We start from the raw sequence: 12,843 nt of genomic DNA, 5'->3' as shown, positions 1-12,843 counted from the left end.
GTAGTGAAATTTTAAGGTTTAGGCGCAGGGCTTATATCATGTTCGACTCATTACTTACGATACACAAATTCTACCCCACCCGCCTAACGGCACCCTCCCCTTATTAAGGGGAGGGTTAGGGAGGGGTATTTTTATTATAAGTGTTTAACCGAACATGCTAGGGTGCGTGTTCATACTAGAAGAATTTCACCTTCTTATGTTTGGAGAAAATGAGAAAGGTAAAAAGCTGAAACCTATACAAGATAAGCTTTTTTAGCTTCTATTTCCGTTTTTGCACCGGATCTCGGCTCAATGTCAAATGGGTCTGATGTGCCCTGATATTGAATTCTCATTCGCGATCTTGAAGCGAATTAGTGGTTGAGCCAGTCCTGGAAACGGGTTGAACCGATGCGGGAGTTGTCTTCTGGAATGAGAGAGCGATCGCTCAACTTTGCTCCGAAGTAACGCGCATCGCTGTCCACCATGACCTGACGTGCATCCTGGTTTGCATTCAAGAATTGTTGAATGAGTTCGTCAAAACGGAACCGCTCTGGACCACCCAGTTCGACGATGCCGTTTACTGGCGCTCCCAGTGTAATATTGACCAGCGCATCTGCAACGTCATCTGTCAGGATGGGCTGGATAAAGGCAGAGGGCACGCTCACCGTTTGCCCATCAGTGGGAAATTGGGCGGCGATCGCTCCTACGAACTCGAAGAATTGGGTAGCACGGAGAATCGTGTAGGGGATCTCTGCGGACTGGATTAGCTTTTCCTGAGCGACTTTCGCCCGCATATAGCCACTATCGGGGATGCGATCGGCACCAGCGATCGACACGGCAACGTGATGACTCACACCAGCCTTAGCCTCAGCCGCCAGCAGATTCCGGGATGACTTCTCAAAAAACTCCAAGACCGCCTTATCTTCAAAAGATGGTGAGCTGGTTACATCGACGACAACCTTGGCATCCACCAGCACCTCAGACAGTCCCTCACCTGTAACGGCATTGACACCCGATGAAGGGGATGCTGCTACTGCCTCATGTCCGCGATCGCGAAGACTTTTTACCAGTTTTTTACCGATCCGCCCACTGCCGCCAACTATAACAATTTTCATATCTTGACTCCTGTAAAACAAGCATTGGTTTAAAGTTGATAATTTAAAGTTAGAGCGGATTTTGGTTTGACTGAAGAGCCAATTTTGAGAAACTTGAGTAGTCCAATTTCAGTGGGAAACGGTATGGAATTCCATCTAATATACCACTGGCTGAACGTCACGATTTAACCGGGCAAATTTATCGACAGCTTCGGGCGGCCATTTTGGATGGGCGTTTGCCATACAAAAATCCATTTGCCTGAATTTCAATATGAAGAAATGGACCGTTGCGGTAACAGTCTGCTGCTTGTACTTCTACCCAGGAATGCTTGCGACCTGAGTTTGCTCGGTGAAAAGCAGCTAAATGATGTTGCCCAACCAGAGGTTTTAGTGCTGCTTGAATGAGAAATTCATCTAAGGGTTCATGATAGTAATGCCAGCTAAAGGCTCTGGCAAACAAATTTGGTATCCCTTCAGTATAGAGTGTATAGCGATACCGCCGATAGATAGCACTAAAGCGAGCGTGCCAACCGTCATTAACTTCTGCTGAAGCTCGAATCAAGATATCTTTGGGAAGATAACTGTTCAAAATGGCTGCCCACTTACGAGCTGGAATTGTATCTATGGCATCAAAATGGGCTACTTGAGCAGCAGCGTGAACTCCAGCATCAGTGCGTCCCGCACCATGTAGTGTCACCGGATAACCCAATACAGTAGAAATCGCTTTCTCTATCTCTTCTTGGACGCTGCGATGTTGTGGTTGCCGTTGCCAGCCATGAAAGTGAGTGCCCAGGTATTGAATGACCAAGGCGACTCGATGGGTCGTTAATTTAGGCTGGTGGCTATCTAACATAGAAATTTTGTCCGGTGTCATTTGTCTAATGTCATTTATCTGTCATTTTTGGCTAATGACAAATGACAAATGACACAATTAGACTAATTCAATGATTGCCATTTGAGCATTATCACCCCGACGAGGCACTGTATGCAGAATACGGGTGTACCCACCTTGACGATTTGCATAGCGAGTAGGTGCTTGCTCGAAAAGAGCGTGAACTAGGTTTTTGTCATACAGGTAACCCAGGGCTTGGCGGCGTGCTGCTAGAGAACCGTCTTTAGCTAGGGTAATCATTTTGTCTACTTCAGCACGTACTACCTTAGCTCTGACTAAGGTAGTAGTGATCCGTCCGTGACGGATGAGTTCAGTACTCAGCGCACGCAATAAAGCACGACGCTGGTCAGCTGGTTTGCTAAGTTGTTTTACCCGACAACGGTGACGCATAATTGTTTTGGAAGTTGTTATGGTTGGCTAGTGGTTAGTGGTTAGTAGTTAGTGGTTGTTTTACTAACTACTAATTAATAACCAATTTTAGGGATGTTTAGAAGACCTTTCGGTTGGTAGAGTAATACCCAAGCGCCGCTGTAAGGCTTCGACAACTTCTTCAGCGGACTTTTGACCGAAGTTTTTGATTTCTAATAGGTCCTCTTGAGTGTAATCTAGTAGATCGGCAACAGAGTTTACTTGGGCACGCTTCAAACAGTTGTAAGCTCGTACTGAAAGCTGTAATTCTTCGATAGGAATTTGAGCGGTTGGGTCGTCTGGAATATCAGTAGCTGTATCTGTGGGTTCTAGGGAGATATCTTTTAATGGGTTGAATAAATCTACCAAAATACCCGCAGCTCCGGAAAGCGCTTCTTGTGGTGTTAAACTGCCATTAGTCCACACTTCTAACAACAATCGGTCTTTTGGTATGCCGTTATCTCCCCGAGTTTCTTCAACGCTATAATTTACTTTCCTTACTGGCATAAATACGGAATCAATTTGGAGAAAATCCAAAGATGTGGCTTCTTCTCGACCCCGCTCTACAGTGCGATACCCCTTGCCTCTTTCAATCCGAAATTCCATTTCTAGCTTGCCGCCTTCAGCGACAGTTGCTACGTACTGGGTGGGATCGATGACTTCTATTTCACTGGGTAAATCGAAGTGCGCTACTGTAACCGTTGTTGGACCTGTTACTAGTAACCGACCTATTTGGGGTTGAGAAGAATAACTTTTCAGGACAACTTCCTTCATCTTCATGAGGATTTCCAATACATCTTCCCTTACACCCGGAACTGTCGCAAATTCGTGCGTAACACCCGCAATCCGTACTGCTGTTACTGCTGTTCCCTCTAAATTCGATAGTAAAACTCTTCTTAGAGCGTTACCAACTGTTGTTCCTTGACCGCGCTCTAGAGGTTCTAGGACAAATTTACTGTAATGACTTTTACTTTCTTCGGTATTAGATTCTACACATTCTATTTGAAATTGCGCCACGGAGTAGCCTCCCTTATATTTAAAGTCCTGCTAGCAGGAAATTAATTTGCCTCCACAAACACTTGGTTGTAGCGGAAATTTATCTTCACCAGTGTTTAAAGGTTGGGCAGCCCGCTTTGTAGACTTGGCTCACCATGGGTCTGCCCTACCAAATTCGTTTTCTTGCCCTATGTGCTACAAAGTTTATCCAACTTTATCTTTGCCAATGGCGGTAAAGTTTAACGTACTCAATAGCTAAGGGGCGCTAATAGTATGTTGGTTACTTACTATATTGAAGCTTTGAGTCTACTTGTATGTTTATGCTTCAATCAGCGACCAGTGACGCCTGCTTGTAGTGGGTGTTAAACCTGCAACAGTTCTGTTCACTAGCTTGTGGCGGTCAAGAGACCTGGGCGATGCCACCTATGATTCTTTACTCATACTCGGTCACTGACCACTGTACTGAAGAAGCACGGCTCAAACTCCAGGCTCTCTTACCACCATAAGAGATATGACCTAGACTCGACGACGCTTCGGGGGGCGACAACCATTGTGGGGAATTGGGGTAATATCTCTAATGAGAGTAATTTCCAGACCTGCGCCCTGAAGTGCTCGAATAGCAGTTTCCCGACCGGCTCCTGGCCCGCTGACCATTACCTCAACCTGGCGCATTCCTTGATCGATGGCTCGACGTGCTGCACTTTCAGCCGCTGTTTGCGCTGCAAAGGGAGTTCCTTTTTTCGCTCCCTTAAACCCGCTAGATCCAGCACTTGCCCAGGAGACAACATCTCCATTTGTATCGGTGATGGTGACAATGCTATTGTTGAAGGTAGACTGGATGTAGCCGAAAAGTGAGGCACCGTGGTGATAACGCGGTAACAGGAGGGGCAGTACCTCTGTGGTGGATTTTCACTATGTTTTGTTCTCATTTAAAGTTTTTCCAGTTCTTAAGGCAGCAAATAAAGTCTCTTATTGAACGGCAGGTTCTAGCATCCGAATTGACCCAGCATTGGCGTCTATTTCTACCTCTAAACCAATGGGCAATGTCAGCAAGTTTTCGAGATGCCCGATCGCAGCGCCAGACCATGCAGGAATCCCCAGTGGTTTAATATGATCCCATATAACTTCTTCAAGAGTCAGAGAACCGTAATCAGCATCAGGCAAACAATCAGAACATTGCCCGAAAATAAAACCACCCAATTTATCAAGTAGACCTGCAATTTTTAACTGGGTCATCATGCGATCGACACGATATATATTCTCGTTCAAATCTTCTAAAAAGAGAATTGCACCGTTAAAATCAGGTAGATAAGGAGAACCAACAATTGCTGTCAAAACAGAAAGATTTCCGCCAATAAGCCTGCCTTTGGCTTTACCAGAAGTGATGGTTTGTATCCGGTACTTAACCTGCATTAAACGGTCAGCATCGCCGCTATCTTTCTCGTTTTTGAAGGTAATAGTTTCACCATTGAACAAAAGACGGCGAAAATATTCTGTTTGGCTTTTTCTCCAAGAACTTAGCCCGTTGGGTCCGTGAAATGTCACAAGATTGGTTTTAGCGTTTAATCCGAGAAGTAATGATGTTATATCACTAAAACCAACTAGAATTTTGGGATTTTTACGGATGCGATCGTAATCTAGATAAGGCAACATCCGGCTACTTCCCCACCCGCCACGAATTGGCAAAATAGCAGCGACAGAGGAATCGCCAAAAAACTGATTGATATCAGCGGCGCGGTCTTTATCTTTGCCTGCTAAATAACCATACCGTTCAAGGACATGAGGTGCGACTCGAGGAACCAGCCCTAATGCCTTGACTGCATCTAGGACAATATTGAGTTGTTCCCGAACAAATACAGCACCTGCTGGGCTGACTATCCCTACTACAGAACCGGGCTGTAAACGCTTGGGTTTTAATAGGGGTTGATTGGCTGCTCTCCCTAAGTGTAATGGAGAGGCTAACACGGAAGAAGATGCGGCTAGTCCAGCAAGGAAGTTACGGCGTTTTATCATAAAGGTTTTTGTACGGGAAGCAGGGACGATCGGATTACCATCGTTTCCCGCAATATGATATTTTACGTTTTATGATGGTAAGATAACGTAATTTAATAAACGAGAGAGTTTCTCGATTTTTGGTAAAGAATGCTATGTATGGTCTGCAATAATTCTTCACTAGTGTAAGGCTTAGAAATAAATGCTTTAACTCCAGTGGCTCCTGCTAGTTTCTCGTTAGATAAACCACTGACTGCAATAATCAGGGCATTGGGGTTCATTTTCTGTATTGTGCGAACGGTCATGGCACCGTCCATCACCGGCATCATCATATCTACTAAGACTAGGTTAATTTCATCTTTGTATTGGGCATAAAGTGCGATCGCTTCTATCCCATTGCTAGCCATTAATACCTTGTAATTGTAAGTTTCTAATGCAATTTTGGTCGTCTCTAGAATATCCGCTTCATCATCTGCAACGAGAATCAATTCTCCATTTCCTTTTGGTAGTTCCAGGTGATTTGCAAGTGAGGTTGTTGTTACCGCCACTGCAGGCAAGAATACCTTAAATTCAGTTCCTTCTTCAACTCTGCTATTTACATTCACAAAACCACCGTGGCTTTTGATGATGCCCCTGACAGTTGAAAGACCTAACCCTGTCCCTTTACCAAAATCCTTGGTAGTAAAAAAGGGCTCGAATATTCTGTCTGCAATTTCTAAGGGCATACCAATTCCTGTATCGGCAACTGTTATCGCAACATAGGGTCCGACACTTGCTTCTAGATTCATGCGAACATATTGTTCGTCAATAAACTGGTTTTCGGCAGAAAGAGTCAGAGTCCCACCGTTTGGCATCGCATCACGAGCGTTAACAATTAAGTTCATGAGGACTTGATGCAGGTGTGTAGCATCCCCAAAAACAGCCCAGAGGTCTGGCTCTACATTTATCAAAAATTCAATGGATTTTGGAAATGTTTCTCGAACAATTTGTTGAATTTCCGAGAACAAGGGATTAATTTGCACAATTGCGCGTTTGCCTTCGACTCCCCGTGCAAATTGCAGCACTTGTTTGACCAAAGCCGCCCCACGTTTCGTGTTATTTTCTATAGTCTTTAATATCTGTTGGTTCCGCTCATCAAGCTTGGGGAGTTTGTACTGTAGGAGCTGCGCCGACGCCAGGATAGGAGTGAAGATGTTATTCAAGTCATGGGCAATACCACCAGCAAGTGTACCAATGCTTTCCAGTCGCTGGGCGCGGAGAAACTGGCTTTCAAGTTGTTTTTTCTCTGTAATGTCGGTGTTAACTGTCAGAATCGACTTAGGTTTCCCATCTTTATCGCGCATCAACGTCCATCGGCTGGCAACAATGATGGTGTGACCTTCTTTGTGAACCTGATTTAACTCACCCTGCCACGTTCCATTTTCAGCTAGACTTTTCTGGATCTCTTGAACTTGAGATAAGGTTTCGGTGGAATACAAAAGCTCTTTGGCATTCTTGCCAATTGCTTCTGTTGCCTTCCATCCATACAAATGTTCTGCCCCTTTGTTCCAAAAACGGATTTCGTTATCCAAGTCTCGAACGAGAATTGCGTCTGTGCTGATATCCAGCAAAGCAGCTTGTTCTTGAATTTTCTGTTCTGCAAGCTTGCGGTCGGCAATTTCCTCCTCCAGCCGCTGATTTTGCTCCTGAAGTGTCTTAGTCAGTTTCCCAAGCCTTAAATGGAGTTCAATACGGGCTAAAACACCTATAACTGCTTGAGACAAATAATTATGAATAATTATGAATAATATTGACAGCCAGAGCACTCGACCAGTTGAGATTTTGCTAGTAGAAGATTCATACAGCGACGCTAATCTCACCATAAAAAGCTTGGGAAAAGCTAAAATCGCCAACACATTAAATTGGGTGGAAGATGGTGAGACAGCTATTGAGTATTTACGACGCCAAGGCAAGTATGCCACCGCCACTCGTCCGGATCTCATTTTACTTGACCTCAACCTACCAGGGTTGGATGGTCGAGAAGTCCTGGCAGAAATCAAAGCTGACCCGGATCTCAAACGAATTCCCGTTGTGGTGCTGACTACGAGTGAGGATGAACAGGATGTACTCAAATCTTATGACTTAAATGCCAACTGCTACATTACCAAGCCAGTTGACATTCATCAGTTCCTTCAAATCGTGCATTTGATTAATGACTTTTGGCTAGCAGCAGTGAAGTTACCACCTAAATAAGCTGAATTCTTATGAATGAGACATCAATTAGCATTCTTTTAGTCGAGGATAGTCCCAGCGATGCCAAACTCTTGCAGCAAACCCTATCGCGTTTGGGTGGTGACAAATGGCAGGTGTGCCACTTCGAGCGCTTGGAAGATGCCATCGCTGCTTGTGAGGACAGAAGTTTTGACATAGTTTTGTTAGACCTTTCTCTGCCTGATTCTGAAGGATTAAACACGGTTGCAGAATTTCATGCTGCAGCACCCAATATCCCCATTGTGGTACTTACAGGATTTGATGACGAAGAAATTGCCTTACAAGCAGTGGCAAAAAGAGCGCAAGATTATCTGGTTAAGGGGCAAATCACGCCTCAACTTATAGGGCGTGCTATCCGCTATGCAATTGAGCGGGGGCAAATTCTCAAACAGATGGAAGAAAGCGAACGTCGCTTCCGGGGGATTTTTGAACAGACATTTCAGTTAATGAGTCTACTGAGCCCTGAAGGCATTGTTTTAGAAATTAATAAAACTGCCCTTGATGTCTGTGGTAGCCAACAGGAAGCTTGTGTGGGCAAGCCTTTTTGGGAACTCCCACGTTGGAATTGCTGTGAAACTAGCGATTGGTTAAAAACTGCCATAGCCAAAGCATCTCATGGAGAATTTGTCCGCAACGAACAGCAAATTAGGGGTTTAGATAATACGGAACTTTGGATAGATTTTTCTCTCAAACCGTTGAAGGACAATACTGGAAAAGTGGTGCTGCTGATTGTTGAAGGTCGAGATATTAGCGATCGCAAACGTGCGGAAGCAGAAATTAAAAATGCCTGGGAAAAAGAACGGGAACTCAACGACATGAAATCTAAATTTGTGTCGATGGTTTCCCATGAATTCCGCAATCCCATGACCGTTATTCGCACTGCAGTAGAAATCCTTGAAACCTACAATCAAGAATTGAACGAACAGCAGAAAGCCAAGTATTTTGGGCAAATTCAAACTGCTCTTCGCCAAATGTTGCAACTGTTAGATGAAGTTTTGTTACTGGGCAGAAGTGATGCTGGAAAATTAGAGTACGAACCTGCACCCCTCGATTTAGAAAATTTCTGTAACGAACTTGTACAAACTTTTCAACAAAGTGCAGGAGTTCAGCACCGTATTGACTTTAGCATCCAAGGAGAACAGTCTTTATCTGTCATGGATGAACATCTGTTGCGCCACATTTTAAACAACTTACTATCTAACGCAATTAAATATTCTCCTACAGGGGGTATAGTTCAATTGAATTTAACGTACCAAAACGATACTGCGACTTTCCAAATCAAAGATTCAGGTATTGGAATTCCATTAAAAGACCAACAACGATTGTTTGAAACTTTCCATCGCGCTACTAATGTTGGTCGCATTCAAGGTACGGGATTGGGGCTTTCGATTGTGAAAAAGTGTGTGGATTTACATCAAGGTCAGATTCAGATAGAAAGCGAAGTTGGAGTGGGAACCACATTCACAGTCACTTTACCATTGGATGGTCACACTACACAGCCATTGGAAAGCTTTGAGGGCGAGCAAAACTGTGACTCGCAAGTATCTACTTAAATTCGGCTTTATTATCAAGGTAAACTCTAAATAAACCCACCATAATGTTATGTCTATTGAACGACTTCCCCCCAAGCACTATCATAAAGTTGAGATAGGGCGGCGAGGTATGGCATTGGGAATGGATTTCCTCACTGTCTGGGTCGTGAGTTCCTTATTGGGAGGTTCTCAACTCGGCATTCAAATCGTTCAGATACTCGTGTTTATTATTGGTTGGGGTCTTTTACGTGTCATTGTACCCTACAACAATCAAGGGCAGAGTTTGGGGCGGTATGCCTTTGATATTAAGGTGTTGGAGCAAGAACGCGGAAAAGTTCCCGACTTACAAGCATTTTTGCGGCGAGAAGCGATCGTTTGTTTGGGTGCGCTGTTAGTTTCTATTACACTCAGTAACATCATCCGCAATCCCACTGCTATACTTCTATTGATTCCCTTGGCAATTGACTGTGGTGCGGCTTTATCCGATACTCAGTTGCGGCAGGCAATGCATGACCGATTCGCCAAGACTATGGTAGTTTCGTCGCACCGTGGCTATTCGCTTGATATAAAAGTCAAGCAAATAGTTGAAAAAGTGCAACGTAATATGAGACAATAGATATTTGTGTTAATTCTCAGCAAGCTGTACTTTTTTTAGGATTATGGCCAAGAGTAAGGGTGTCCGCATAATAGTGACACTAGAATGTACTGAATGTCGTACAAATCCAGATAAGCGCTCTCCTGGTGTTTCTCGTTATACCAGTACGAAAAATCGACGCAACACAACAAACAGGTTAGAACTGAAAAAGTTCTGCCCCCACTGCAACAAGCACACTGTTCACAACAAAAATATAGATGCACTTTGGTGTAACGACGCATCTGTGGGAATTCCGGCCCTCGCTCCCACAAATATAAGAAATCGCCCCTTAATTCATATTTGCTTATTACAAGAACTCTAATAGTGCCAGTCGTGGTATTATAACGTTAAGCTGCTCAATGCAGTAAGGCTCTAACCTATGTAATGTGCAAAGCTGTAGGAAAAACTGTATCAAGTATTACAAATAGGCGAGACAGTTTCCATATGAAGATGCAAAGAAAGAACCTCCCCTTGCTGTGGTGCGATCCATTAGTCACATCTTTCTTAACAGGAGCGTCCATATAGAAATATAGAAAGGGAGGTTCATAAATAGAAGATGTGAGGACAATATAGACAATTATTAACAGAGAGTTAATTTGATTTTGGATATCAATCTCTATTCGGAAACAATTCGAGGTGATCTGCTTCCAATAGTCATTATTACCTGTGGCATAGGGGTGGCAGTCAGTTTTTGTGCTCTGTTATTTCTATTAGCGTTCTTATTTAAGAGCGGGAGTGAATTCATGACAATTCGGTTCTTATCTCCTGAAGGAAGAAGAATATATTTGACAGTAACATCTTCTTATCAAAATGTATTGCGTTTAACTGCTGTTTTAGTCCTGATTGACCTAAGTTTGTTACTAATTCCTAAACCAAGTTGGCTCAACTACCTCGAATTTGTGATAGCGTTGTTAGTTGCGATTACAACTGGTTGGTTAACCTCTCGCTTGTTTGAGAAATTCTACGAAGCTTACTTGCAGGAAACTGCCCTCAGCCGTAAAATCAACGGGGAATTACTAGCAGTAGGTAAAGCTGTCGCTAATGTCGCTATTTTTATCATTATTTTCTTTATTTTTGCTCAAACTCACCACGTCAATGTCTTAGGTTTGACAGCCAGTTTGGGACTAAGTGGATTAGCTATTGCCTTCGCTGCACAACAGACTTTGCAGCAGTTATTGGGAGGGATCATACTCTATATTGACCGACCTTTTGTCATGGATGACTATATCGGTTTACCTGACGGCACATTTGGTAGAGTCGAGTCCATTGGGTTGCGTTCCACTAAAATTCGGAATTCTGGCAAAGGAACTGTAACTATAGTTCCCAATAACTCTCTAACAAACATGAGTATCGAGAACTTCACTGGAGCCAGAAAAGTTGTTTCTCTAGTTTATCTAACTTTCTACCGAGAATTGCTAGAAGATGAAAGAGCTTTAATTCGTCAAGTCATATTAGAAAGTACCAATGAGATTTTTGGGATTGACTCTCGCAATACAGATGTGACATTTAAAGATATTATCCGAGAGGGAATAGCCAATATTACTCAGGCTCAAATAAACTTTTTCATTCTCGGTTCTGGTGAAATGTCAATGGAAATGCGTAGTTCTTTACTAGATGTAGCGAAACAAAGCATGTCTCTGCGATTAAAGGAGTATGGTATTCCCTTCAATCTTGAAGAAATACCAGTTAATGTTGATGCACCGATTACTATCTAATTTAACTATTGGGCTGCAATGGAGACTTTACTGAGCATAAAACCTTGGTTTGTGTTGGACGAAGCCACACAAAAGCTTCTGATAGCAATTGGAATCAAACTCGCCATTTTCTTATTCTTTGTCTTTCTAGCGTGGATAGTTGGGAAATCTAGCCCCCGCTTTCTTTCATTGATTGTCAGGAGATTTACCCCTCAACTTTTCTCCAGGATTTATGAAAACTTAGTCGAGCCGCAGTCAAAAACACTCTCGACTGTAATGACATTAATTCTTGTTTCAGTAGCGCTGAATTTAATTCAAGAATATACAGGATTTTACAATTTTTTAAAATTCTTCTCAGATTTATCAATAGCTATCAGTATTGCCATTTTTATTTCCAGTTTATTTAAGAACTTCTTGCGGATCTATGGAATTGAATTAATTCGCAAACTGGGTTTTGAAGTTGATGAGTTACTGCTCGTTTTTGAAACCATTGCTAATATCGTTATTGGGTTTATTGTGGCGGTAGCATTTGCTCAAAGCCAAAACGTGAACTTGATTGGTTTAATTGCAGGTTTGGGGATTGGAGGCATAGCAGTTGCTTTTGCCTCTCAAAAAACTCTGGAACAGATTTTTGGAACAGTTGTCATCTACTTAGACCGTCCTTATCTCCCTGGAGAGTACATTCGCATTCATTTAAGTTCCCAAGGAATTTTATTGGCGCGTGTTGAGGCTATTGGTTTGCGCTCAACTAAGCTGCGGACACTTGCTAAAAGTACTCTCATAGTTGTTCCTAACTCAGTGATGGCAGAATCAGATATCGAAAACGTGACGCGAGGGAAGAAGGTGATGGTCTTACTATATCTTAATTTTCCTCGGCAATTAGAAAAACCTGAACAAGCATTGCTGGAAAAAGTCATCAAGGAAAGTAGCAGCACATTGTTTGGCATAGATTCAAACAGTACAAAGATTAGTCTGTTTCCCCATGAGGATAATCCAAAGGGAGTTCGTGCGAGGGTGAGTTTCTTTATTCTAGGCTCAAATGAAAATTCGATTGAATTCCGCAAGCGTTTATTAGAGTTAGCAAATGAATCTATAGCGAAAAAGCTTCAGAGTCATGGCATACAATTTACCATGCAAGAGCCAACACTCTATATCGACTCTCCTATACCAATTTAGCTTGACAAAATCCATTTAAACTGAGATATTTCACCATTTTAAACAAGCTTTCTTTGCTCTGGTAGTCAAAATCTGAAAAAAAGGAAAACAGGTTCAAGCCCTAGTTGATTGTCTACTTGGCTTAAAAAGTGTCGAAAAATCAAGCTTGAATGCCTGAAATCCGTATTTCAGATTTGGTATTTCTTTATCAATACGT

General features: G+C 42.8%; 10 protein-coding genes and 3 pseudogenes. 6 read left to right on the top strand and 7 right to left on the bottom strand.

Annotation, left to right across the window (positions count from 1 at the left end; genetic code table 11):
- Positions 1-350: 350 nt before the first annotated feature.
- The 7 genes and pseudogenes from ACYRY3_RS02880 to ACYRY3_RS02850 all read right to left on the bottom strand — a co-directional run bounded on the left by ACYRY3_RS02880 (position 351) and on the right by ACYRY3_RS02850 (position 7,124).
- Complete coding sequence (locus ACYRY3_RS02880; protein ID WP_460200270.1) at positions 351-1,115, bottom strand: SDR family oxidoreductase; 765 nt, start codon at positions 1,113-1,115, stop codon at positions 351-353.
- A 196-nt stretch (positions 1,116-1,311) separates the two neighbouring features.
- Positions 1,312-1,926: pseudogene (truA, locus tag ACYRY3_RS02875) on the bottom strand (tRNA pseudouridine(38-40) synthase TruA); the annotation flags it as partial.
- Between the two features lie 78 nt (positions 1,927-2,004).
- On the bottom strand, positions 2,005-2,355 hold the full coding sequence (gene rplQ, locus ACYRY3_RS02870; RefSeq protein WP_460200269.1) for a 50S ribosomal protein L17: 351 nt from the start codon (positions 2,353-2,355) through the stop codon (positions 2,005-2,007).
- 87 nt (positions 2,356-2,442) lie between these two features.
- Positions 2,443-3,390 (bottom strand): DNA-directed RNA polymerase subunit alpha, encoded by a 948-nt coding sequence (locus ACYRY3_RS02865; RefSeq protein WP_460200268.1) that lies wholly within the window; start codon positions 3,388-3,390, stop codon positions 2,443-2,445.
- Between the two features lie 495 nt (positions 3,391-3,885).
- Positions 3,886-4,212: pseudogene (rpsK, locus tag ACYRY3_RS02860) on the bottom strand (30S ribosomal protein S11); the annotation flags it as partial.
- 126 nt (positions 4,213-4,338) lie between these two features.
- A complete protein-coding gene (locus ACYRY3_RS02855) occupies positions 4,339-5,382 on the bottom strand; it encodes a S66 peptidase family protein (protein WP_460200267.1) in 1,044 nt (347 codons plus the stop codon).
- A 92-nt stretch (positions 5,383-5,474) separates the two neighbouring features.
- Complete coding sequence (locus ACYRY3_RS02850; protein WP_460200266.1) at positions 5,475-7,124, bottom strand: hybrid sensor histidine kinase/response regulator; 1,650 nt, start codon at positions 7,122-7,124, stop codon at positions 5,475-5,477.
- Between the two features lie 16 nt (positions 7,125-7,140).
- Between ACYRY3_RS02850 and ACYRY3_RS02845 the strand changes: the two genes are divergently transcribed.
- The 6 genes and pseudogenes from ACYRY3_RS02845 to ACYRY3_RS02820 all read left to right on the top strand — a co-directional run bounded on the left by ACYRY3_RS02845 (position 7,141) and on the right by ACYRY3_RS02820 (position 12,647).
- Positions 7,141-7,593 carry a response regulator gene (locus ACYRY3_RS02845; RefSeq protein ID WP_460200265.1) on the top strand — a complete coding sequence of 151 codons (453 nt, stop codon included), beginning with the start codon at positions 7,141-7,143 and terminating at the stop codon, positions 7,591-7,593.
- A gap of 11 nt (positions 7,594-7,604) precedes the next feature.
- Positions 7,605-9,164: a sensor histidine kinase gene (locus ACYRY3_RS02840; protein ID WP_460200264.1), complete on the top strand. Its 1,560-nt coding sequence runs from the start codon at positions 7,605-7,607 to the stop codon at positions 9,162-9,164.
- Positions 9,165-9,213: 49 nt separating this feature from the next.
- On the top strand, positions 9,214-9,759 hold the full coding sequence (locus ACYRY3_RS02835; RefSeq protein WP_460200263.1) for an RDD family protein: 546 nt from the start codon (positions 9,214-9,216) through the stop codon (positions 9,757-9,759).
- 43 nt (positions 9,760-9,802) lie between these two features.
- A pseudogene (gene rpmG, locus ACYRY3_RS02830) lies at positions 9,803-9,988 on the top strand (50S ribosomal protein L33); the annotation flags it as partial.
- Positions 9,989-10,520: 532 nt separating this feature from the next.
- The gene (locus tag ACYRY3_RS02825) at positions 10,521-11,492 is read left to right on the top strand and encodes a mechanosensitive ion channel family protein (RefSeq protein ID WP_460200262.1); all 972 of its coding nucleotides are present in this window, start codon (positions 10,521-10,523) and stop codon (positions 11,490-11,492) included.
- Positions 11,493-11,510: 18 nt separating this feature from the next.
- A complete protein-coding gene (locus ACYRY3_RS02820) occupies positions 11,511-12,647 on the top strand; it encodes a mechanosensitive ion channel family protein (protein ID WP_460200261.1) in 1,137 nt (378 codons plus the stop codon).
- Positions 12,648-12,843 lie beyond the last annotated feature (196 nt).

The organism is Scytonema sp. NUACC21 (assembly GCF_054684315.1).
This window is presented reverse-complemented; position numbering and strand designations above follow the sequence as displayed.